We start from the raw sequence: 22,831 nt of genomic DNA on the forward strand, positions 1-22,831 counted from the left end.
CCCTCTGCGCCGGCCGGAAAGGGTGCTTTTTCCGGCACCCTGGGCCTGCCCTGTTTGGCAGCTCTCCTCCGTTCGCTCCGCTCGCGGTTTTGCTAAGGCAAAACCGGAGAGCAGCCCCGCTGCTGGGTGGGGCGTCGGATGCAAGGGCGCCCGGCCGAGGGGAGCAAGTTGCTTCTCCTCTGCGCCGGCTGAAAGGATGCTTTTTCCGGCACGCTGGGCCTGCGCTGTTTGGCAGCACTTTTCCCCTCACCCCTGCCCCGCCCGCGGGTTCGCTAGGGTGAAGCAGGAGAGCGGCTCTGCTGTTGGGTGGGGCGTCGGATGCAGGATCACCCGGCCTGGGGGAGCAAGTCCCTTCCCCCCGGCACCGGCGGGAAGGGATGCTTTTCCCGGGCGCGCTGAACACAACATCAAACAGTCCCCGCTGTGTTGGGCAGCACTTGGGCAAAGTCCAGAACGAACCGCCTGCCCTCCCCCCGCCCATCCAGGTCAGAAGGGATATCTTTCCCGGCAGGCGGACCCAGCCGCCGGGCTGCCGGCTGGGAGGAGTAAAAAGTTTTCCCTCGGCGCAAAAACGGCGTTCTACCGCCCCCGCGTGGGGCACTTTCAGACACATATTCGCGCGATCCACAAGGGCCAGGCGGCGACAGGCCGTTTGGCCCTTGTCTTTGCCACGCCGGCGGGCTTACAATAGAGAAAAGTGCCGCTTTCAAGTGCGGCCCTCCCCCCCGGCACACCCCCGCACAAACCCCACAAGAAGGAGGCTTCCCCTGTGAAACTCGTGATCGGCACCCGGGCCAGCCGGTTGGCCCTCATCCAAACCCAGTGGGTGGCAGACGCCCTTCGCCGCCAGGACCCGGCGGTGGAGGTGGAGATCAAGACCATCACCACCAAGGGCGACCGCATTCAAAACCTGCCCCTGGACCAAATCGGCGGCCAGGGCATCTTCACCCGGGCCATTGTCGCCGCCCTGCACAGCGGCGAAATCGACTTGGCGGTACACAGCCTCAAAGACATGCCCTCCGCCATGGAGGAGGGGTTGGACCTGGCCTGCATCCCCGCCCGGGAGGACCCGCGGGACGCCCTGGTGACCCGCCCTGGCATCGCCTCGCTGGAGGAGCTGCCCCAGGGGGCCAAAATCGGCTGCGGCAGCAAGCGGCGCATCTGCCAGCTGCTGGCCCTGCGCCCCGACTTGGAGATTTGCCCCATCCGCGGCAACGTGGACACCCGCCTCGACCGCATCGAAAGAGACGGGCTGGACGGCACCATCCTGGCGGTCTCCGGCCTGAAGCGGCTGGGGTGGGCGGGGCGCATCTGCCATCCCTTCTCCCCCGACGAGATGATCCCCGCCTGCGGCCAGGGGGCCCTGGGGCTGCAAATTCGCGCCGATGACCGGGCGGTGAAGGCCGCCCTGGCCCCCTTAGAAGACCCCCTGGCCGCCCGCCAGGCAGCGGCAGAGCGGGCCTTTCTCGCCGCCGCGGGGGGGAGCTGTCACCTGCCGGTGGGGGCCTACTGCCAGGTGGAGGGCGGCCGCTCCACCCTGCTGGGGATGCTGGGGACCGAGGACGGCCCCCTCTGGGTCGAGGGGCGGGAGAGTGCCCTTGCCGGGGAGGAGGCCGCGCTGGGCCGCCGCCTGGGCGAGCAGCTAAAGGCCCAATTGGCCCAGCGCCTGCGGGAGACAGACCGATGAGCGGGCTTGTCTCCATCGTCGGGGCGGGGCCGGGGGACCCCGGACTTTTGACCCTGCGGGCCGCCGACCGGCTGCGCCGGTGCGACTGCGTGGTCTACGACCACCTGGCGAGCCCCCGGCTGCTGGCCCTGACCCCCGCCGGCTGCGAGCAGATCTACGCCGGGAAGGAGGCGGGCAACCACGCCCTCCCCCAGGAGGCGCTCAACGCCCTTTTGGCGCAAAAGGCAAAGGAGGGCAAGCGGGTGGTCCGCCTCAAGGGGGGCGACCCCTACGTCTTTGGCCGCGGGGGGGAGGAGGCCCTCTACTTAAAGGGGGCGGGTGTCCCCTTTGAGGTGGTGCCGGGGGTGACCTCGGCGGTGGCGGGGCCCTGCTGCGCGGGCATCCCCATCACCCACCGGGGGCTCGCCACCTCCTTTCACGTCTACACCGCCGCCAGCCGCACTGGGGAGGACCCGGTGGACTGGGCCGCAGCGGCCCGGCAGGAGGGGACGCTGGTCTTTTTGATGGGCCTCTCCCAGCTGGAAAACACCTGCCGGAAGCTGCTGGAAAACGACCTGCCCCCCGACACTCCGGCGGCGGTGGTGAGCCGGGCCACCACCCCTTTACAGCGGACCGTCCGCGCCCCCCTGGGGGAGCTGGCGGCGGCGGTGCGGGCGGCCAAACTGCCCCCGCCGGCCATCACCGTGGTGGGGCAGGTGGCCTCACTGGGCGGGGCGCTGGACTGCTTTGAGGAGCGCCCTCTCTTTGGGCGCACGGTGGTGACCACCCGGCAAAAAACCCACGGCTTTGACCTCTCCGCCGCCCTGGAGGAGGCGGGCGCCCGGGTGGAGCGGCTGGACGCCATCCGCATCCGCCCCTGTCCGGGGGAGGACCTGCAGCGGGCCTTTGCCCGGCTGGGGGAGTACAGCTACCTGATCTTCACCAGCCAGAACGCGGTGCGCATCTTCCTGGAGGAGCTCCGCCGCTCGGGCAGGGATCTGCGCGCCCTGGCGGGGCCCTGCCTCTGCGCCGTGGGCCCCGCCACCGCCGCCGCCCTGGCCCGGGAGGGGTTGGCAGCCGACCTGACCCCGCCCCGCCACACCTCCGCCGGGCTGTGGGAGGTGCTGGAAGACCGGCTGGGGCCGGACGACCGGGTCCTCTACCCCCGGGCCAAAGCGGTGCGGGGAAAGCTGGGGGAATGGCTGCCCACCCGCTGCCCCACCGACCAGGTGGTCCTCTACGAGACATTGGAGGACGCCCGCGACCTGGGCGACGCCCTGACAGTCCTGCGGGGCGGGGAGGCCGATTACCTGACCTTCACCAGCCCCTCGGCGGTGGAGAGCACCCTGCGCGCCCTCGGCCCCGATTTTGCCCGCTGTCTGGCGGGCACCAAGATCGTCAGCATCGGCCCGGTGACCAGCGGCTGTCTGCGCGCCCACGGGCTGGAGCCGGCGCTGGAGAGCGGGCGCTGCACCGCCGAGGAGATGGCCCAGCTCATCGTCGAAGACAGCCGGGCCTAAACCTGTGAGGAGGAGATTTCCATGTCCTATTACCCGCTGATGATCCAGCTCGCCGACCGCCCGGTGCTGCTGGTGGGGGGCGGCCGGGTGGCCCGGCGCAAGGGCGACGCCCTCCTCTCTGCCGGGGCGGACCTGCGGGTGGTGGCCCCGGCCCTCTGCGACCAGCTGGCCGAACTGGCCGCGGAGGGCAAGGTCGCCTGGCGGCAGGGGGCGTTCGCCCCCGCCGACTTGGAGGGGGTCTTTCTGGCAGTGGCCTGCACCGACCGGCGGGAGATCAACGCCCGCGTCGGCGACCTCTGCCGGGAACGGGGGATCCTCTGCTGCCTCTGCGACGATGCGGGGCAGTCGGACGCCATCTTCCCCGCGGTGGTGAAGCGGGGGGCGTTTCAGCTGGCGGTCTCCACCGGGGGGCAAAATCCCGGCCTCGCCAGGGAGGTGAAAAAGCGCCTCGCCCGCCAGTTCGGGCCGGAGTACGCCGCCCTCTGCCAGGAGAGCGGCCAGGCGCGCCAGGCCATCCTCCGCGCCGCCCAGGGCGCCGAGCGGGAGGCCCTGTTGCGCCAGCTGGACAAAGCTGCCCTCGAGGGCACCGACCTCCCCGCCGAGGAGGACTGACCGCCCCTTCGGGGGCCGCTGGCCCCTCTGCGGCGACAGGCCGGGCGCGGCATTTCACAGGCAAAGGATCATGGCCTCGGGGCGGCAAAGGTCCCCGGGCAGAGAGAGGGCTCCCCTTCCGTTAGGAAGGGGAGCCCTCTCTGCGCCCGTCACGCCACCTCGAATTGGCTGCGATAGAGGGAGGCGTAAAAGCCGCCCCGCTTCAACAGCTCCGCATGGCTGCCCCGCTCCACGATATCGCCGTCGCGCACCACCAAAATCAAGTCGGCATTGCGGATGGTGGACAGCCGGTGGGCGATGACAAAGCTGGTCTTGCCCTCCATCAGCCGGGCCATGGCCCTTTGGATCTCCACCTCGGTGCGGGTGTCCACGCTGGAGGTGGCCTCGTCCAGCACCAAAATGGCCGGGTCGGTGAGCATGGCCCGGGCGATGGTCAACAGCTGCATCTGCCCCTGGGAGACCTTGGCGACCTCGCCGGAGAGCAGGGTGTCATACCCCTGGGGCAGGGTGCGGATAAAGTGGTCGCAGCAGGCGGCGCGGGCCGCGGCCACGATCTCCTCCCGGGTGGCGTCCCTCTTGCCGTAGGCGATGTTCTCGGCGACGGTGCCCTCAAAGAGCCAGGCGTCCTGGAGCACCATCCCCACGCGCCGGCGCATCTCGCGCCGGGGCAGGTCGGCGATGTTCTGCCCGTCGATGGTGATGGCGCCCCCGTCCAGCTCGTAAAAGCGCATTAGGAGGTTGACCAGGGTGGTCTTGCCGCCCCCAGTGGGGCCGACAATGGCCACCATCTCGTTGGGGCGCACCTCCAGGTCAAGGCCCTTGATGAGGGGTTTGTCGGGGGTGTAGCCGAACCGAACGCCCTGAAAGACCACCTGCCCCTGGGCAATGCCCTCCGTGCTGCCGTCCCCGTCCGGCCGCTCCTCCTCCTCGTCCAGCAGGGCGAAGACCCGCTCCGCCCCCGCAATGGCCGCCTGGAGGGAGGTGAGCACGTAGGCGGTCTCGGTGACCGGCTCGGAGATCTGGTTGACATACTGCAAGAAGGCCTGCGCGGTGCCCAGGGTGATGGCCCCCTTCAGGGCCATGCCGCCGCCCAAGATGGCGGTGGCGATAAAGCCCAGCTGACCCAGGGCGCGGATGGTGGGGTAGATGGCGAAGTCGGCGAATTGGGCGGCCCGCTGGGCGCGGTACTGCCGCTGGTTCAGCGCTTCCGCCTCGGCCAGCACGCGCTCTTGCTGGTTGAACAGTTTGACCACCCGGTTGCCCGCATAGACCTCCTCGACCTTCCCGGTCAGCGCGCCCACCGACGCCAAATTCTCCCCATAGGCCCGCTGGGCCAGAGTGGAGACGTACCCGGTGGCCACCATGCTGACAGCCAGGGAGAGCAAGACCACGAGAAAGAGGCCGGGGCTCAAAGACAGCATGACGGCGGCCGCAAACAGGATGGTGAAAACCGAGGAGACAAACTGGGGCAGGCCCTCCTGCATGGCGGCGGACACCTTTTCCAGGTCGTTGGTCACCCGGCTCATCACCTCGCCGGTCTTGTGGGTGTCAAAGTAGCGCAGCGGCAACCGGTGCAGCTTGGCGCTGATGTCCCTGCGCAAGGAGAGGGTCAGCTCCTCCCCCACGCTGGCGACCAGGTACTGTTGCAGGTAGGACAGCAGGCCGCTGAATATGGCCGAGGCGGCGATGAGGAGCACCGGCAGCCAGAGGGCCCGCGCCGCCGTCTCCCCTATTCCGGCAGAGCCGTCGTAGGTCCGGATGGCCGCCACCAGGCCGTCGATCCCCCTGCCCACAGCCAGGGGCAGGGCGGTAAAGGCGGCGGAGCCAAACAGCGTGGCCAGGACAATGGCGACCAGTTTCCCCTTCTGGCGGCCCAACCGGCTCAAAAGCCGCTTGGCAGTCGCCCTGGTGTTTTGGGGGATGTCCTCGCTGGACATCCTCCGCTTTTTCTCATTTTGTGCCATTAGGCCATCCCTCCTCTCTCTGCATCTGGCTCTCGGCGATTTCGCGGTAGGTGGGGCAGCGTTCCAGCAGCTCCCAGTGCGTCCCCCTGCCCACCAGCCGCCCCTGGTCCAGCACCAAAATCTGGTCGGCGTCCAGGACGGTGCTCACCCGCTGGGCGATGATGAGCTTGGCGGGCGCCGTCACGCTCTGGCGCAGGGCCCTGCGCAGGGCGGCGTCCGTCCGCCCGTCCAAAGCCGAAAAGCTGTCGTCGAAGAGGAGGATGTCGGCCCGCTTGACCAGCGCCCGGGCAATGGCCAGGCGCTGGCGCTGCCCGCCGGAAAAGTTGGTGCCGCCCTGGGCCACGGGGGCCTCTAGGCGCAGCGGCAGCTGTTTGACAAACGCCTCGGCCTGGGCGATCCGCAGGGCCTCCCAGAGCAGCTCGTCGCTGGCGCTGGCCCGGCCCATGCGCAGGTTCTCCGCGATGGTCCCGCCAAACAAAAACGCCTTTTGGGGCACACAGCCGATCCGCTCCCGCAGGTCCGACTGGGGGAGGTCGCGCAGGTCGACGCCCCCCAGCAGGATGCGCCCCGACTGGACGTCGTGGAGGCGGAGCAATAGGTCGGCCAGGGTGCTCTTCTCCGAGCCGGTGCTGCCGATGACGGCGGTGGTCTGGCCGGGTTTTAGGGAAAAGGACAGGTCGCGGATGACCGGCTCCTCGGCCCCCTCATAGAAAAATGTCACCTGTTCAAATTCCACCGCGGCGGACGCGGGCAGGACCGCTGTGGGGAGAATGTTCCGGTCGCAGACGGCGGGCTCGGTGTCCAGCAGCGCCCGGAGGCGATCCAGGCAGGACCGCGCCTTGGGCAGGGCGGTGAGGACCGAGGCCGCCATGATGAGGTAGGCCATGGTGAGGGTGGAGTACTCGGCCACGGCGGTGATCTGCCCCACCGCCATGCCGCCGCCCAGGGAGAGGGCCCCGCCCACCCCCAGAACGACCGCCATCAGTCCCCCCATCAGCAGCCACACCACCGGGTTGACGACGGCGAACAGCCGGTTGAGGCGGATCATGTGGCCGGCGTAGTCCCCATAGGCGGCGCCCGACCGCTCCTCCTCGTACTGCTCGTTGCCAAAGGCGCGGATGACCCGCACCCCGGTGACCATCTCCCGCACCACCCGGTTGATGCGGTCGAGCTTGGTTTGAATGCTGCGGGAGAGGGCGTTGGACTTTTTGAGGATCGCGGCGGTCAGCACCAGCAACACCGCCATAAAGCCCAGTTGGATCGCCGCCATCACGGGGCTGATCGCAGCGGTCATGACGACGGAGACCACCACCAGGATGGGCGCTGGAACCACCATCTGAAGCACCATGCCCATGGTCCTTTGCAGGTTGATGATGTCCGAGGTGGTGCGGGTGATCATGGAGGAGACGCCCACCGCGTCAAACTGCTGCACCGAGAGCTGCTGGCTCTTTTGAAGAAGGAGCGAGCGCATCTCCAGCCCAAAGAGGGCGGAGAGATCGCTGGTGACCCAACTGCCCGCCGCCGCAATGCCTGTGGACAGAGCGGTGACACCCAGCATCTGCGCCCCGATGCGGTAGACGGCGCCCATGTCGCCCTGCAAAATGCCCCGGTCCACAATACTGGCCACCAGGGCGGGGATGAGCAGCGTGCCCACCACCTGCCCCAGCAGCAACACAAGGGCCAGGGCCACCTTGCCCCTGTGCCGCAGGAGAAACTGTTTTACATTGCCCATGGAGAGCCTCCCTTCGCCGGCCTTGTATTTTTTCCCGGCAAGGGGTATCATAAACCTTGAAGTCGCTCCAATGTCAACCGCTGTACTGTGAATTTTTTGTGAGGTGCCTATGGGCCAGAAAAAACAGCTCTCCATCCTAGAATTTTCCCGGCTGACGGGAATTGCGCGGGACAACCTGCGCTTTTACGACCGGATCGGCCTCTTAAAGCCGGCGCTGCGGGGGGACAACGGCTACCGCTACTACACCCGTCACCAACTCGGCTCCGCCTACCTGATCAGCAGCTTGCGGCTGTTGGGGGTGGGGCTGGAGGAGATCCGGCGGTACTCCGCCGACCGGACGCCGGACAAGATGCTGGCCCTGTTTGCCGACCAGGAGGCGCGCATTCAGGCGGAGATTGCCAGGCTGCGGGAGGCCAGCGAAATCATGGAGCGCTACGCCAACATGGCGCGGGAGGCCCTCTATCACCGCGAAAGCCAGTTTTTGGTGGAGGAGCGAAAGCGGGAGCGCATCTTCCTCTGTCCGCCAACTCCCGCCGTCGCGGACACCGATGAGGCGGAGATCCTCGCTTATGAGTGCGCCATCGGCCACGGGATCAATCCGGGCTATCCACTGGGCGCGTTGATCCCCCGAGAGGGCTTCCCCCCCGCTGCCAAAAACCCGCCTTACCGCTACTATTTTATGGCCGGGCAAGGCGGAAACGCCTGGAAGCCGGCCGGCCTTTACGCCGTGGCTTACGCGATGGGCAAAGGGGACGACGCGCCGCACCTCTGCCAGCAGCTGTTGGACTTTGTGCGGGAGCGGGGGTTAACGGTGGCTGGGGACGCCTATGGGCAGTATCTGCTGGACGACCTGGCAGTCCAGACCCCCGAGCTGTACTGCAGCCGCCTTGAAATCTTGGTGGAGCGACGAGCAGGCGAAGGCTGACCGCGGCGTCACCCCGCCTCTTCGCCCCGGGCCCTTTTAGGGAGAGTGGCGGACGGGGGCGCGCCGCCCGCTGGACAGCTTTCCCCCCTGCCTTTTCGATCGGGGGCGGCAAAAGGGCAGGGGCGGCGGGTATAAAAAAGGGGGCCCCTTTGCTTTTCCCCGGCGCCGTGGTATACTGATAGGCAAGCAAAAGGGCTGCTCTGCCAGCCCTTTTTGAACGAGACAAGGGATGTGACGACCGATGAAGAAAAACACCAAGATCCTCCTGTCGGTGCTGGCGCTGCTGGTGGCCGTGGGGGTCCTGGCAGGGGTCTACCTGGCCCTGCGCCCGGGCACCCAGACCGGGGCCAAAGCGGTGGTGGTGACGGTGGCCGCCGGGGAGAAGAGCGACGAGCACACCCTGCACACCGACGCCGAGTACCTGGGCCAGGCTCTGCTGGACGCCGGGCTGGTGAAGGGAGAGGACGGCCCCTACGGCCTCTACATCACCGAGGCGGGCGGCGTTCCCGCCGACAGCGCCAAGCAGCAGTGGTGGTGCCTGACCAAGGGCGGCGAGCCGGTGAGCACCGGGGTGGACACCACCCCCATCGCCGACGGCGACCGGTTTGAGCTGACCCTCACCACCGGCTACTGATGCGCCCGGCCCCCCGCCTCTCCCCCCGGCCGTTGGTGGTGACCGCCCTGCTGGCGGCCATCCTGCTGCTGGCGCAGATCAGCCTCTCCTTCCTCCCCAACATCGAACTGGTGACCCTGCTGCTCCTCTGCTACACGGCGGTCTTTCCCCTGCGGCAGGTGTTGGGGGCAGTGTTGGTCTTTGACCTGTTGGAGGGGATCCTCTACGGCTTTGGTCTCTGGTGGGTGATGTACCTCTACGTCTGGCCCATCTGGGTGATCCTCTCCCTGGCGCTGCGGCGCACCTCCTCCGGATTGGTGCGGGCGGTGGCAGCCGGGGGGTACGGCCTCTGCTTCGGGGCCCTCTGCGCCCTGCCCTACCTGGCCTTTGGCCCGGGGGCGGCCCTGGCCAACTGGGTCTCGGGCATCCCCTTCGACATCGCCCACTGCGCCGGCAACTTCCTCACCACCCTGCTGCTCTACACCCCCCTGGTCAAGGGGCTCTCCCTGCTGCAGCGGCAGGGAGAGGGGATCGCTGTAAACGGAGACAAACAGCCGTAGCTGGCCCCCCACTCCACCCAAAAAGTCAAATTAAAAACGCGCGGCAAAAAGAGGCCCCCGATGTAGGAGAAACGCTACATCGAGGGGCCTCTCTGCAAAAAGGCAGAAGTGAGGGCAAGGATGGGAAAAGCCGGCGCAAACGGGCAAGCTGTCAGGGGGCGGGATCGGCGCCCTTCGCGCCGGAGCATTTCTAGCCGGGCGCCGTTTCCACTCGCCCCACCTGCGCGGGGGACAGCGCCGCAGTGGGCAGCGGCCGGAAAAGCACAAACCCTTTCATTCCCCCATCTGCGAGCGGTTCGGCGACGGCGGCCGACGCTATGTCCCCTGCCGCAGATCTCGATTTGTGTACCCGCGCGCAGGACGGCGGGGCAGCGACTTTCCCGCCGCTCGGCCCGCTCCAATTTCACTCCCTGCACCCGCGTGGAGTGTGGCGTTTGGCCGCTTGCCGGCGTTGGGGGCGACATAGGGATTTTGCTCCACCTGCCTGCGCGGGGTATGACCGACTCCCCTTGAGGTGCAGGTGGGGCTCCGGTTTCGATCCCCCCAGCCCCTGGGACAGTTTGAGATAGGGAAAATGGGCCGGGCAGGCCGGGGCTATCTCTCCCCCAGCGCCTCCAAAATCGAAATCAGGTCCTGCGCCGCAGGGGAACAGGCCCGCCCTTCGGGGAGGATGTAGGAAAAGCTGCGGCTGTAGGATTTGTGGGCGGGCAGCTCCACCAGCTCGCCGGAGGCCAACTCCCCCTCCACCACCAGCTGGGAGAGGACGGTCACCCCCAGCCCCTGCTTGACCATCTCCTTGATGGCGTAGTTGGAATTGCAGACGGCGGTGTGCTCGACGAGGATGTTGTTGGACTCGGTGAAGGCGCGCAGGTACTGTTCGGTGCCCGAGCCCTTCTCCCGGGTGACCCAGGGCAGCTTTCCCAGCAGGCTGGCCGAGAAGCCGGGGACCCGCTGGGCCACCTGGGGCGCGGCCACCAGGATCATCCGGTCGGTGAAAAAGTCGATCCGGCGGAAGTTGTGGTGGATGTTGCGCCCCTCGATGAGGCCGATGTCCACCCGCCCCTCTGCCAGGGCGTCGCAGGTCTGGCGGGTGTTGGCGATCTGCACCTCCACCACCACCTGGGGCCAGCGCTGGGCGTACTGCTCCAGCAGCCGGGGCAGCAGGAAGTTGCCGATGGTCTCGCTGGCGCCGATGCGCAGCCGCTCCTCCCCCTGGCGGCGGCAGGCCTCCACCTCCTCAAAGGTCTGGCCCAGCAGGGCCAATATCTCCTTGGCCCTGCGGTAGACCACCTCGCCCTCGGCCGTCAGCTCCACCTGTTTGGAGTTGGCCGAGCGCGTCAGCAGCGTCACGTTGCCGAAGAACATCTCCACCTTTTTCACCTGCTGGCTGATGGTGGGTTGGGAGAAGTTGAGCTTCTTCCCGGTCTTGGTAAAATTCTTGCTCTCCGCCACGTCGACGAAGGTCCTCAGCTCTTCAAACATGCGATCCCCCCTGGCCGGGCCGGCGGCCCGCCCCTCTCTCTTTGCCTCTCTGCCCCGCTGTCCCTTTTGCCTGCGGGGTGCGGCCGAAAGCCCGGCCTTTTTTCTATCATAGCACGCTTTCCCCCTTTTCTCAAACCCCTTTCGCCCCGCCCAAAGGGGGACATCTTCTCCCCCTGCGCCGCATATCCCTTGTAAGAGAATCAGTCGAAAAGGGGGCGGTCGGGTGGCGACGGCAGAGAGGAAGAATTGGGCCCGGCCGCTCTACAGCGCCGCCGCCCTCACCGCCCTGGGGCTGGTGCTCAAGACCATGAGCATCGGCTTTAAGATCTACCTGTCGGGGATCATCGGCTCCCAGGGGATGGGGCTCTACCAGCTGGTCTTCTCCCTCTTCGGGTTTGCGGCCACCCTGGCCATGTCCGGCGCCCAGCTGGGGGTGACCCAGCTCTGCGCGGCCGCCATCGCCCGCCGGCAGTTCTCCACCCTGCCCCGGGTGCTGCGGCGGGCCGGCCTCTACGCCCTCTCCCTGGGCTGCCTCACCGGGCTGGGCGGGTGGGCCCTGGCCCCCCGGCTGGGGGCGCTTTTGGGAAACGATCAGACGGTGTACCCCTTTCGCCTGCTGGCCCTGGGACTGCCCTTTTTGGCGCTCTCCGCCTGTCTGCAGGGATACTTTTTCGCCGGCTCCAAAATCGTGCAGGGCACTCTGGCCAACGTGGTCAAACGGCTGTGCAAGATGGGGCTCACCGCCCTCCTCTTTTCGTTGCACCCCCCCGCCGGAGCGGCCGAGGCGGTGGCGACGGCCTGCTTTGCCTCCACCTGCGGGGAGGTGGGGGGCTGTCTCTACCTGGGGGCCCTCTACTGGCGGGGCCGCCGCGACCTGCCTCCCGACCGGGGACCCGCCTGGGACGGCGGCTCCCTGGGGCTGGCCTTTCTGCGCATCTGCATCCCGGTGGCCCTCTGCTCCTACCTGCAGAGCGGCTTCAACACCCTGGAAAATACCCTGGTGCCCCAGGGGCTGCAACAGAGCGGGACCAGCGCCGAGCTGGCCCTCTCCCAGTACGGGGTGTTGGGGGGGATGGTGCTCCCCCTCCTCTCCTACCCGGGGGCGCTGCTGGCCTCCTTCTCCATGCTGCTGATCCCGGTGGTGGTCAAGCTGCACACCCTGCAAAACACCCGCAAGCTGGAGGAGCTGATCGTGGCGGTGGTGCGGCTGACCCTCCTCTTCTCCTGCTTTGTCACCGGGGTCTTTCTGGTCTTTTCCGACTCGCTGGCGGCCATCTTCCCCACCGGGGAGGGGGTCTCCGCCTTCTTGCAGGCCCTGGCCCCGCTGGTGCCCGTCCTCTTTCTCGACCACGCGGTGGACTGCGTCCTCAAGGGGATGGGGGAGCAAAACCGGCTGCTCTGGCACAATATCGCCGACATGGCCCTCACCGCCGCGCTGCTGGTGCTCCTCCTCCCCCGCTTCGGCATCCGGGGGTACATCGTCACCCTCTACCTGCCCTCGGCCCTCAACACCGGGCTGGGGCTCTGGCTGCTCTGCCGGCGCACCGAGGTGGTGCCCCGCTGGGGGCTGTGGGTGGTCCGCCCCCTGGCGGCGGCCCTGCTGGGGTGTGCCGGGGCCCGGCTGCTGCTGGGCCCCCTGCTGGCGGGAGGCGCCTCCCCCGGCCAGCTGCCTGCGGCCATCGGATCGTCGCTGGCCCTCTTTCTCCCCCTCTGCCGCCTCTCGGGCTGTGCCAAAAAGGCCGACTGGCAGACCCTGCGGCGGCTGTTGGGCAAGCCGGAGCGGCCGCCCAAGGGGAGGGCAAAATAGAGCCCCTGCATTTCTTCCCTTCGGTTTTGCCGCAAACAAGAGGCCATAAAGTCGTGCCGTCGCGCGGCTTTGCGGTCTCTTCCCCCTTTTTCTAAAGCGCGCCTAAATTCGCTTCCACCAAGCGGGAGATAAGAAAGCAGCAGGACCAGCGGGCAGCGGCTTTGAGGGCATGCCGGACTTCAAGGTCTACAAAACGGCCTTTTCGGCTGCCGACCTCTCGGCAATTCCGATGGGGCGCACCGGCCTCTCCCAGATGGTGCGGGGCAATAGCAATGGGAACGGCAATGAGCTGGCAAACGCCCCCGCAAAGGGCAAGCGCTTCATCCCCGCCGGCCGGACCGGAGAGATCGCGCTGCGGACAGACCAACTCTCCATCGATTCGATCCCCTGGCCGGGCAACCAAAACACCCGCCCCTATTAAAGCGGCCCTGCAGGGCGACCGGCTCCTCCCGTTTGACTGCCTGGACCGCCACGGGAACCGCACCGGACCGCCGAATCGCACCAGCTTGCGCTCAAAAGTGGCCGCTGGCACCTGTAGCCTACTGCCGCAAGCGGGGGGATCTCCGCCTGTCCCGGCTGCCCCGCGCCGCCGACTTGCAGGTGGAAGAAGAGCGGTTCGCGCCGCGAGACTGCCCTCCGCCGATTTTGGATTTTTCGGAAGCGCTGGAGAGGGTACAGGCGAGGATGGAGGTCCGCCTCCACCGGTCGGCGGTGGAGTGGGCGCTCGACTTTTGCAGTTGCGAAGACATAGGGCCCGACGGCGACGAGCACTCCATTGCCGCCTTCCCGTCTGTGGAGAGCGCGCGCCACTACCGCACCCTGCTCAGCTTTGGGGACGCGTGCGAGTGCTCGGGCGCGCGATATGGCCGCCATCTGCGGGGGCGATCGGGGGTTCCCCTCTTTTGCCCCCAACCGGGTGCGCCCCTGCCGCCCCGCCGCCCGAGGGGCACTCTGCCCGCGCGGCAACAAAAAATTTTTCCTCTCCTGGCAGCCGTCTGTCCGGGATAGTTGTGCGACAGCGGCGCATACTAGAGGGGAAGCGTCTTCACTTCAACAAAAAACAAGACGGAGGGAATCACTATGAACTGCCATGCCAACCACTGCATCAAATGCACCGTTCAGCAGTGCAAAAACCACTGCGCCAACGAGGACTACTGCGCCCTGGACTGCATCACCGTCGGGACCCATGAGCTCAACCCCACCATGGACCAGTGCACCGACTGCAAGTCCTTTGAGCTGAAGTAGCTCTCTCCCCTCGCTTGCAGGGCGGCTTTTGCCGCCAAAAAACGCCCTCTGCCGACAAAATCCCCGGCAGAGGGCGTTTTTCACTTGGGTATCGGCGCGCTAGCGCAGGGGGACCGCCTTCTCGTAGACGGCCATGAACCGCGGGGTCACCCGCTTGTCCAGGTGGTATTTTCCAAAAAACCACTGTCCCAGCTGCAGCCGCTTTTGCACCTGGTCCAGGTAGAGGCCGTAGTAGCCGTCGGGCTTGGCCTCCAAATCGAGGAAGGCGGCGATGGAGTAGGGCGGCTCGTAGGAGACCACGCAGTCCACCCGCTGCCCCTCCAACCTGGCCAGGACGGCGTCCAGCTCCTCCTTCTTGGGGAGCTGGTCCTCGTAGAGGGTGCGGTCGACAATGTCGCAGTCCAGCGCCTCGCCCCCGCCGAAGGCCAGCAGGGTCTTCTCCCCCAGGCGGTAGGTCTCGCCGGTGAGCAGCTGGTAGAGGTTGCCCGATATCTGCCGCGCCCGGCCGCCGGCGTACCCCACCTCGGGGTACTGGCGCAGCAGGTCGTAATTTTCATTGGCGCCGGGGACAAAGAGGGTGTGGTGCTTGCGCTTGCCGATTTTTTGCAGGAGCTTCTCCTCTTTTTTGCCGCCCTCCCACACAAAGCCGAAGTCGCCGCAGACCACCAGCACGTCGCCCTGTTTGAGATGGCGGATCTCCTTGCGCTCAAAGCGCCGGTAGTCGCCGTGGGTGTCCCCCGTCAGATAGAGCATCCCTAACCCTTCTCCCCCCGCCGCGAGCAGCGGCCGGTTTTTCCGCGCCGCGGCAGAATTAAGATTGATTTCATTGTTTTTTGCCGGTCTGTTTGGTATACTACATTAGATAAGACGCCGGCAGACCGGCCCCGCCGCAGAGGGCGGCGGAGCCGGCGCTGGTTTTATAATACAATACTTAGAGGGCAGATGTCTAGATGAAACAAAAATTTGCGCGGGTTCTCACCGCTTTCGCAGTCGCCTTTACCCTATTTCTCCCCACCTTCCCGGCACAGGCCGCCGTCTACGAGCCGGACTTCGAGATGGACAGCGCCCAGGAGGGGATCCTCCTCCTGTCCCTGGACACCGGGCAGGTGCTCTTTGAGCAAAACGCCGACACCAAGATGGCGCCGGCCTCCCTCACCAAGATCATGACCACCATCCTCGCCCTGGAAAATACCGAGAACTGGGAGGAGGAGACGGCCACCGCCCCCGACTACATCTACGACGAGTTTGTGGGGCTCAACGTCTCCACCGCCAACATCTTGCGGGGGGAGCAGCTGACCATCCAGCAGCTGGTCTACGCCATGATGCTGCAGTCGGCCAACGAGGGGGCCAGCGTGGTGGCCGACCACTTCGGGGGCGGCAGCATCGACAAGTTCTGCCAGATGATGAATCAAAAGGCCACCGAGCTGGGCTGCACCAACACCCACTTTGTCAACCCCCACGGCCTGGACGCGGACAACCACTACTCCACCCCCCGCGACATGGCCAAAATTGCCCAGTACGCCCTCTCCCTGCCCAACTTTTCCGAGGTGTGCGAGTCCACCCGCTACACCATCCCCCAGACCAACAAGCAGGGCCCCCGCACCCTGGTGACCACCGTGCTGATGCAGGACCGCATCCGCGGGGGGGAGGGCGTCTACTCCCCCTACATCAAGGGGATCAAGACCGGCACCACCGACAACGCCGGCCGCTGCGTGGTGACCCGCTACCAAAACAATGGCAAGGACTTCTTGCTGGTGATCATGGGCGCCCCCATGGAGGGCACCCAGAACAAAGCGTTTTTGCTGGCCAACAAGCTCTTCTCCTGGGCCGACAAGAACTTCACCCTCAAGACCCCCCTCAAGGAGGGGGAGGCCGTCCACCAGGTCAAGGTGGCCCACTCCTTCCAGACCGACAACCTGCTGCTCCAGGCCGGGTCGGATGTGAGCCTGCTGATGCCCACCAGCGCCGACGAGTCGTCGGTACAGCTGGTGGTGACCCTGGACAGCGAAAAGGTGGCCGCCCCGGTGGAGAAGGGGCAGAAACTGGGCACCGTCACCCTCAAGCTGGGGGGCGAGCCCATCGGCGAGACCACCCTGGTGGCCGCCGAGTCGGTCAAGCGCTCTACCCTGCTGTGGGTGGTGGACTCCATCAACGGCCTGCTGGCCACCACCGCCGCCAAGGTGATCCTCGTCCTGCTGGGGCTCGCAGTGGCCGCCTATGTAGTCTACGTGGTGCTGGCCATCCGCCGGGAGAAGAAGAAGCGCCGGATCAAGCGCAACCGAAAGTACAAGATGTAAATCAAAAAAGAGGGGGCCCGAAAGGGCTCCCTCTTTTCTTGCGCATGGGTTATTTGCCAAAGGAGGAGAACAGCTCCACCAACAGCTCGCCGAACTTCTCCCGGTCCATGGACATGGCCACGGTGGTGTTGGGGGCGGGGGCGTCGTCGTGGTGGAAGGCGCGGGTGTCGGTGACGGTGCAGCCGGCGGAGAGGCCGCCGGTGATGTCCACCTCCACATAGTAGCGCTCGGTCTTCACGATTTCCGGGTGGAGGATGTAGGCCACCGGCACCGCGTCGAAGATGATGCTCTCGCCCACGGTGAAGCCCCGCAGCAGCTCGTTGCCGTAGGCCACGGCGGTGGGGTTGCCCAGCTCGATGAGCCGGTGGGCGTGGTCGGGGTTCACCCGGGCATCCTCGCAGACTTCCAGCCCACACATGACGATGGGCACCCCCGACTTGAAGACCATGTGGGCGGCCTCCGGGTCGACATAGATGTTGAACTCCGCCGAGGGGGTGGTGTTGCCGCTGTACACCGAGCCGCCCATGATGACCATCTCTTTGATTTTTTCCTTGAGCTCGGGGTGGGCCGCCAGCAGCACGGCGATGTTGGTCAGGGGGCCCAGGGGGATCAGGGTGATGGGCTCGTCGCTCTCCCGCAGGATGTCGGCCATGAACTCCACCGCGCCGCGGGGGTCGGGGGCGATGTCGGGGTCGCCCAGCTCATCCATCATGTGGGTGGGGTGGCCGTGGGTGTAGAGGGGCCGCAGCAGGGGCTGGGCCGCACCCACGGCGTAGGGGACCGAGGGGTCGGTGATGGACAGGGTGCGCCTGGTGTTGAGCAGCACGTCGGGCAGGGTGTAGTTGCCCGCCACAGTGGTGACGCCCTTGACCTCCAGGCGGTCGCTGGCGATGGCCATGGCGATGGCAAAGGCGTCGTCAAAGCCGGTGTCGCAGTCCAGCAGCACGGGGATCTTGTTCATATCGTTTCTTCCTCCTCTTTTTCTCGCAAAATGGAATCCAAAATTAAGTATAGCGGTTCTCCCGGCGGAAAACAACGGCCCGCCAAAACTTCGGCAGATGGTGCACTTTTCCGCCCCCTCTTTTGTGCCAGTTGCCGACACCCCCTCCCCCACACAGGGGGAAAGCGGGATGTTTTCCTTTCCTTCTCTATTGGTCAATTCCACAAAAAAAGAGGTACTTTCCTGTGCAAATGCGTCAACACAGCGGGGCCAATCGGTGGTATACTGAAAACTGTATGAAATGACTTGTCGAGAAGGGAGGCGCGCCTATGGCGCTGCAAAACGATCTGACCCGGGGCAGGGTGCGGGGGCACATCCTCCGCTTCGCCCTGCCCCTCATTGTGTCCAACCTCTTTCAGGCCCTCTACAACGCGGTGGACATGTTCTTTGTGGGCCGCTACACCGGCACCGCTGGGCTGGCTGCCGTGTCGGTCAGCGGGCCGATCATGAACATCATGATCATGACCATCACCGGCCTCTCCATCGGGGTGTCGGTGATGATCGCCAGCTATGCCGGCCGGGGGGAGGACGGCGAAGTGGTGCAGGCCGCCGGCACCTCCATCGCCCTCTATCTGCTGCTGGCGGCGGCGGTCACCGCCCTGGGCATCCTCTTCACCCCGCAGATCCTGCGGCTGGTGCAGACCCCGGCCGAGGCCTTTGACCAGGCGGTCGCCTACCTGCGCACCATCTTTGCCGGCATCGTCTTCATGTTCGGCTACAACTTGATCTGCGCCTTTCAGCGGGGGTTCGGCGACTCCCGCTCCAGCATGATCTTTGTGCTGGTGGCTACCGTGACCAACATCGTGCTGGACTTTGTCTTTCTGCGCTTCTTCCAGCTGGGGGCCTTTGGGGCCTCGCTGGCGACGGTGATCTCCCAGTCGGTCTCCTTTTTCATGGGGGTGGCCTACTTCCGCCTCAACCGGCACGTCATCACCTTTCACCCCAAGACCATCCGCATCTCCCGGCCCCACCTGAAGCGGCTGCTCCACCTGGGGCTGCCCACCGCCGCCCAGCAGCTGCTGCTCAACGTGGCCATGACCACCTTCAGCGGGCTGGCCAACAGCTTTGGGTTGCAGGCCAGCGCGGCCTACGGCATCGGCATCAAGATCGACAGCTTTGCCATGTTGCCCAGCGACGCCATCAACGCCTCCATGTCCTCCTTCTCCTCGCAAAACCTGGGGGCCGGCAAACCCGAGCGGATCACCGAGGGCCTCAAGGAGTCGATGAAGCTGGCCCTCCTCATCGCCGCCGCGGTGGCCGCCATTGTCGCCCTCTTCGGCAGCCGGATCGCCGGGATCTTCAACGGCGACCCGGCGGTGCAGGAACTGGCGGGCAGCTATCTGCGGCTCTCCTGCCTCTCCTACTTCGGCTTCGCCACCGTCCACCCCCTCATCGGCTTTCTGCGGGGGACCGGCAACTCGATGGTCAACTTCTACAACGTCTTCCTCTCCCAGTACGCCGTGCGCATCCCGGTGGCCTTTCTCTGCACCCGGCTGATGGGCTTTTCGGGGATCGCCGTCGCCGTGATCATCGGGCCCATCGTCTCCACCCTGCTCTATGCCTGGTACATTGCCAGCGGCCGCTGGAAGCGCTCATCCGAGGCCAGAGAGGGGTTGGCCCTGGCCGAAAAGCGGAGGGCGCAGCCGGGCGGTTGACCGCCCCCTCCCCTTGAAAGGAAAAAATAACACTTAAAAAATGTCATTGACGGGCCAACCTGTTTTCAGTATGATAAAAGACAATAGAAACGATCAGCCCAGAGGGGGGAGAGCGGATGGAGCGAGTCATTGCCCAGCTGCAGCAGGAAAATGAGCGGTTGGCCCAGCTGGCCCAGCGGGACTGGCTGACCCACCTCTACAACCGCATGGCCACCCAGGAGAAGGTCGACGAGGCCATCGCCCAGCGGCAGACCGGCTTGCTGCTGGTCATCGACGTGGACCAGTTCAAGCAGATCAATGACCGATTCGGCCACATTGCGGGCGACCAGGTGCTGCAGCAGATCGCACAGGTGTTGCGCTACCTGGCCTTTAAAAGCGACATTGTCGGCCGGGTGGGGGGCGACGAGTTCGTCCTCTACATGCCACTGGAACAGGACGAGCGGTTTGTCAAGGAGCGGGCCCGCCAAATCAAGGCCCGGCTGCGGGAGATCCCCGTCGGGGGCGCCAGCTTCCCCCTCACGGCCAGCGTCGGCGGCAGCCTCTACCAGCCCGGCGACGACTACCAGAGCCTGTTTGACCGGGCCGACCAGCACCTGTTGGAGGAAAAGCGCCGCCGCAGGGGCCGCGCCGCCAAACCCGCCCGGGGAGGGCGGGACGGCATCGCCATCGACATGCAGCTGATCCGGGAGGAGCTGGCCGAACAGCAGCCGGCCCCCGGCGCCTACTGCCAGGACTACGAGACCTTTCAGCGCATCTACCGGTTTGTCGAGCGCCGCCTGCAGCGGGTGGCGGGAAGTGTTTACGTCATCCTCATCACCCTCACCGACGGGCGGGGCGACTACCCCGCCCTCGCCGACCGGGGGGCGCAGATGGACACCCTCAAAGAGGTCATCCTCCACTCCCTGCGGATGGGGGATGTCTTTACCCAGTACAGCAGCTGCCAATTCCTCATCATGGCGTCCGATCTCGAGGCGCGGGACATCGACGTGATCACCGGCCGCATCTGCGAGCACTTCTACCGGGCCGTCGGCAGCGAAGACCTGTTGCTGCACCACTGCTACCCCCTGCAGCCCGCCCAAAAACAGGCGAGAGAGGGCTAAAACCTGAAATCTGAACACGGCAAAGAAGGGCCGCCGTCCATCGAGGACGGCGGCCCTTTTGTCGTTGGCGAAAACCACTGCCCCTGCCGGTGAGGGCATGTAAAAAGCGTTTGCCGCAAGTGCCGGGCGAAGCGGGCTGTCAGCAGACAGTGGGGCGGTCAAAAGAGAGGGGAGCAAGAAGGCAAACTTGTCCATCTGCGGTTGCAAGGCAGGCGGCGCAGGTGATACAAAATTCCGCCGCCCCTTCAAACGCCCGCTGATACTCGGCCCTTATGGGGCCGGATCTATCCCCCGGTTTTACTGGCGGTTGTGGCCTACAGATTTTACGCCCCGATCCCCCCGTTCTGCCGGGAGAGGCAAATCGACCTTGACGTAAAATCTCTTGAAGGGAAGGGCGCTGAAGGGGCAACAGAAAGGCGGCCTTTGGCGAGCGATGGCAGGAGATGTTGCCCTAAATCACCGCTGGCAGCGGGTGCAATGCCATCACAAGCGATGCCCCTTGAGGGGCAGGGCCCGTGTGACGCCCCTTTCAGACCGGCACACGCCGCCTGTCCCGCTGGCCCTTTTGATTCACCCCTGCGGCGCGGTGGTCAGCCGGTAGAGGGTGTAGCGGCAGGCGCTCTCCCCTTCCCCATCCCCCAGCGAGCGGGTGACGACCCAGAGGGCCAGGCCCTCCCCGTCCTTTAGGGGAACGGCCTGCCAGTCGTCGGACAGGGGGATCGGCAGGGTGAGGAACCGCTCCCCCTCGCGGTCGTAGAGCCAGAGGGGGAGCCGCCCCTTCTCATCTCGCTGATCCCAGCAGAGCAGCCCGTCCGCCGACAGCACCGGGGCAGAACTGGAGACGCCGCTCCAGCCCATATAGCTGGCGAAGAGGGGGGTGAACGCCCCGCCCTGAAGGAGGCACCAGCCGTCGGAGATCCGCTCTGTTAGGTCGACGCCCGCGGCCCGCAACACGACCAGATCGCTGCCGCCGCCCTGAAGCCCCGCCCCCTGTCTGAGGAGGCTGTGCTCCCGCCTGTCAAAATCGGTGGACACCGCCAGCGCGCCGTCCTCCCCCGTCCCGATGCTGTACCAGCGGGAGAAGGCGTCGCCGGGCAGGGTCTCCAACACCGTCCCGTCCAGCCGCACCAGCCGCACCAGTCCCTCCCCTTTTTGATAACAGCAGACCTGGCCGCCGCGGAGGATGGGGGCATAGCCGCCCTCCAGCAGGGTGGTCACCGCCCCGCTTTTCAGGTTGCAGCGCAGGAGGACGGTGTCGGGAAAGGGGCTGCGCTCCGGGTCGAACGCCCCCTCTTCCTCCCGTATGGCGCAGAAGTAGAGGGCGTCTTCCGCCAGCAGGTACCGCTCCCCCCAGGTGCCCCAGAGGGTGTTCTCCGCCCCCTCCTCGGGGAAATCGTAGAGAAGGCGCACTTCTCCCCCCTGCAGGTTGCAGCTGTACAGCCGCCTCTGTCCCACCGGGCCCAAAACGACCCCCAGGGAGACGGTGAAGAAAAGCCGCTCCTCCGACAGGGCGTTCAGGGTGATGACCACCGTATTGCTCTCGGAGTAGGGAGAGGTTTCCGGCGGGATGAGATAGGTGAACTGGTCGGAGAAGAGCAGGCGCTGCCCCCGGCCGGTGGCCCGGTTCAAGCGCCAGACCGCCGTCTTGGTGAAGTAGGAGCGGTCGCTGCGGGTGCCGTAGACCCAGTCCCCCTGGACGGCAAAGGGGGAAAAGCCGTCCCAGCCGCTGCTGTCGTCCAGATGGAACTCGGTCGCCGTGACCGACCCGTCGGGGAAGGCGCTCTCCCACCCCTCCCAGGGGGCGTAGCAGATAAGGCCTGTCCTCTCCTCCAACACCGCCTCCCCGGCCCCGGCCAGAAAGGCCGCCACCGCAGGGGGCGAGCGGAGGAGGGAGGGCACCTCTTCCATGGGGGCCGGTCCATTCGGCGGGGCGGCGGATTCGCCCGCCCCGCCGCAGCCGGTGAAGATGAGACAGGCGGCCAGGGCCAGCAGACCGGCCCGCTTGGCGGCGGTGTAGGTGGCGTGGGTGCTCTTTCGCTTCATTGGCGTGCGCTCCTCTCCTTTGCAGGCGGCGGGATAGATCTCTCTTCCCCTTTAGTATACCGGGTCACAGGGAGGCCGGCCATTGACAGAAGGGCCAGAAAGAGGCGACATTTTTCGACAAAAGGGCAAAAAAAGAGAGAGCGGAAACCCGCTCTCTCTCTTCGGTGTCAGGTGAAACTACTTCAGCTCGATCTTGGCGCCGACTTCTTCCAGCTTCTTCTTCATCTCTTCGGCCTCGTCTTTGGCGACGGCCTCTTTGATGGCTTTGGGAGCGCTCTCGACCAGCTCTTTGGACTCTTTCAGGCCCAGGCCGGTGATCTCTTTGACGGCCTTGATGACCTGCATCTTGTTGCCGCCGATGTCGGCCAGCACCACGTCAAACTCGGTCTTCTCCTCGGCAGCGGCAGCACCGGCAGCGGCGCCACCGGCGACGACGACGGGAGCAGCGGCGGAAACACCGAACTCCTCCTCGATCGCTTTGACCAGCTCGTTCAGCTCGAGAACAGTCAGCTCTTTGATGTCTTCAACAAATTTCAGGATTTTCTCAGAAGCCATGATAGCTACCTCCTATTTTTTGATGTTGTAGGGGCCGCCCTGGGCGGCCAGTCGT

The 22,831-nt window shown here is 66.0% G+C and carries 19 protein-coding genes; 12 read left to right on the top strand and 7 right to left on the bottom strand.

Annotated elements, in window-relative coordinates:
- Positions 1-769: 769 nt before the first annotated feature.
- Genes hemC through KQI11_RS09200 form a run of 3 tightly spaced genes read left to right on the top strand, consistent with a single transcriptional unit; the run spans position 770 to position 3,798 of the window.
- The gene (gene hemC, locus KQI11_RS09190) at positions 770-1,687 is read left to right on the top strand and encodes a hydroxymethylbilane synthase (RefSeq protein ID WP_216401905.1); all 918 of its coding nucleotides are present in this window, start codon (positions 770-772) and stop codon (positions 1,685-1,687) included.
- Positions 1,684-3,186, top strand: a complete 1,503-nt coding sequence (cobA, locus tag KQI11_RS09195) for a uroporphyrinogen-III C-methyltransferase (RefSeq protein ID WP_216401906.1) — start codon at positions 1,684-1,686, stop codon at positions 3,184-3,186. The genes hemC and cobA overlap by 4 nt, the downstream gene beginning before the upstream one ends.
- Before the next feature lie 21 nt (positions 3,187-3,207).
- Positions 3,208-3,798 carry a precorrin-2 dehydrogenase/sirohydrochlorin ferrochelatase family protein gene (locus tag KQI11_RS09200; RefSeq protein ID WP_216401907.1) on the top strand — a complete coding sequence of 197 codons (591 nt, stop codon included), beginning with the start codon at positions 3,208-3,210 and terminating at the stop codon, positions 3,796-3,798.
- 149 nt (positions 3,799-3,947) lie between these two features.
- Here the strand turns inward: KQI11_RS09200 and KQI11_RS09205 are convergent, their stop codons facing one another.
- Both KQI11_RS09205 and KQI11_RS09210 read right to left on the bottom strand, forming a co-directional pair.
- Positions 3,948-5,762, bottom strand: coding sequence for an ABC transporter ATP-binding protein (locus KQI11_RS09205; RefSeq protein ID WP_216401908.1), 1,815 nt, complete (start codon positions 5,760-5,762; stop codon positions 3,948-3,950).
- Positions 5,749-7,494 (bottom strand): ABC transporter ATP-binding protein, encoded by a 1,746-nt coding sequence (locus KQI11_RS09210; protein ID WP_216401909.1) that lies wholly within the window; start codon positions 7,492-7,494, stop codon positions 5,749-5,751. Before KQI11_RS09210 ends, KQI11_RS09205 begins: the two co-directional genes overlap by 14 nt.
- A 109-nt stretch (positions 7,495-7,603) precedes the next feature.
- Here KQI11_RS09210 and KQI11_RS09215 point away from each other — a divergent pair, with 109 nt between their 5' ends.
- The 3 genes from KQI11_RS09215 to KQI11_RS09225 all read left to right on the top strand — a co-directional run bounded on the left by KQI11_RS09215 (position 7,604) and on the right by KQI11_RS09225 (position 9,592).
- The gene (locus KQI11_RS09215) at positions 7,604-8,419 is read left to right on the top strand and encodes a MerR family transcriptional regulator (protein WP_216401910.1); all 816 of its coding nucleotides are present in this window, start codon (positions 7,604-7,606) and stop codon (positions 8,417-8,419) included.
- 241 nt (positions 8,420-8,660) lie between these two features.
- Positions 8,661-9,053: a DUF4430 domain-containing protein gene (locus KQI11_RS09220; protein WP_216401911.1), complete on the top strand. Its 393-nt coding sequence runs from the start codon at positions 8,661-8,663 to the stop codon at positions 9,051-9,053.
- A complete protein-coding gene (locus tag KQI11_RS09225) occupies positions 9,053-9,592 on the top strand; it encodes a hypothetical protein (RefSeq protein ID WP_216401912.1) in 540 nt (179 codons plus the stop codon). Before KQI11_RS09220 ends, KQI11_RS09225 begins: the two co-directional genes overlap by 1 nt.
- A gap of 594 nt (positions 9,593-10,186) precedes the next feature.
- Here KQI11_RS09225 and KQI11_RS09230 read toward each other — a convergent pair.
- Positions 10,187-11,074 (bottom strand): LysR family transcriptional regulator, encoded by an 888-nt coding sequence (locus KQI11_RS09230; RefSeq protein WP_185916299.1) that lies wholly within the window; start codon positions 11,072-11,074, stop codon positions 10,187-10,189.
- Positions 11,075-11,297: 223 nt separating this feature from the next.
- On the opposite strand from KQI11_RS09230, the gene KQI11_RS13530 reads away from it, so the two are divergent.
- The 3 genes from KQI11_RS13530 to KQI11_RS09250 all read left to right on the top strand — a co-directional run bounded on the left by KQI11_RS13530 (position 11,298) and on the right by KQI11_RS09250 (position 14,126).
- Positions 11,298-12,881 carry an MATE family efflux transporter gene (locus KQI11_RS13530; protein ID WP_216401913.1) on the top strand — a complete coding sequence of 528 codons (1,584 nt, stop codon included), beginning with the start codon at positions 11,298-11,300 and terminating at the stop codon, positions 12,879-12,881.
- A gap of 169 nt (positions 12,882-13,050) precedes the next feature.
- Complete coding sequence (locus tag KQI11_RS09240; RefSeq protein ID WP_216401914.1) at positions 13,051-13,302, top strand: hypothetical protein; 252 nt, start codon at positions 13,051-13,053, stop codon at positions 13,300-13,302.
- Between the two features lie 659 nt (positions 13,303-13,961).
- Positions 13,962-14,126: a DUF1540 domain-containing protein gene (locus KQI11_RS09250; RefSeq protein ID WP_021660408.1), complete on the top strand. Its 165-nt coding sequence runs from the start codon at positions 13,962-13,964 to the stop codon at positions 14,124-14,126.
- 99 nt (positions 14,127-14,225) lie between these two features.
- On the opposite strand, the gene KQI11_RS09255 is transcribed toward KQI11_RS09250, so the two are convergent.
- Positions 14,226-14,879, bottom strand: a complete 654-nt coding sequence (locus KQI11_RS09255; protein ID WP_216401916.1) for a metallophosphoesterase family protein — start codon at positions 14,877-14,879, stop codon at positions 14,226-14,228.
- Positions 14,880-15,076: 197 nt separating this feature from the next.
- Here KQI11_RS09255 and KQI11_RS09260 point away from each other — a divergent pair, with 197 nt between their 5' ends.
- Positions 15,077-16,423, top strand: coding sequence for a D-alanyl-D-alanine carboxypeptidase family protein (locus tag KQI11_RS09260; protein ID WP_185916303.1), 1,347 nt, complete (start codon positions 15,077-15,079; stop codon positions 16,421-16,423).
- Positions 16,424-16,472: 49 nt separating this feature from the next.
- Here KQI11_RS09260 and KQI11_RS09265 read toward each other — a convergent pair whose 3' ends face one another.
- Complete coding sequence (locus KQI11_RS09265; RefSeq protein ID WP_185916304.1) at positions 16,473-17,384, bottom strand: nucleoside hydrolase; 912 nt, start codon at positions 17,382-17,384, stop codon at positions 16,473-16,475.
- Positions 17,385-17,692: 308 nt separating this feature from the next.
- Here KQI11_RS09265 and KQI11_RS09270 point away from each other — a divergent pair, with 308 nt between their 5' ends.
- Together KQI11_RS09270 and KQI11_RS09275 are read left to right on the top strand one after the other, a co-directional pair.
- Entirely contained in the window at positions 17,693-19,078 is a 1,386-nt protein-coding gene (locus tag KQI11_RS09270) for an MATE family efflux transporter (RefSeq protein ID WP_185916314.1), read from the top strand.
- 116 nt (positions 19,079-19,194) lie between these two features.
- Positions 19,195-20,178 (top strand): GGDEF domain-containing protein, encoded by a 984-nt coding sequence (locus KQI11_RS09275; RefSeq protein WP_185916315.1) that lies wholly within the window; start codon positions 19,195-19,197, stop codon positions 20,176-20,178.
- Positions 20,179-20,748: 570 nt separating this feature from the next.
- Here KQI11_RS09275 and KQI11_RS09280 read toward each other — a convergent pair.
- Both KQI11_RS09280 and rplL read right to left on the bottom strand, forming a co-directional pair.
- Positions 20,749-22,221, bottom strand: a complete 1,473-nt coding sequence (locus KQI11_RS09280) for a hypothetical protein (protein WP_216401917.1) — start codon at positions 22,219-22,221, stop codon at positions 20,749-20,751.
- A gap of 177 nt (positions 22,222-22,398) precedes the next feature.
- Positions 22,399-22,776 (bottom strand): 50S ribosomal protein L7/L12, encoded by a 378-nt coding sequence (rplL, locus tag KQI11_RS09285; RefSeq protein WP_021660400.1) that lies wholly within the window; start codon positions 22,774-22,776, stop codon positions 22,399-22,401.
- Between the last annotated feature and the right edge of the window lie 55 nt (positions 22,777-22,831).

The sequence above is a fragment of the Acetanaerobacterium sp. MSJ-12 genome (assembly GCF_018917875.1).
GTDB classification, from domain to species: Bacteria; Bacillota; Clostridia; order Oscillospirales; family Ruminococcaceae; genus Bittarella; species Bittarella massiliensis.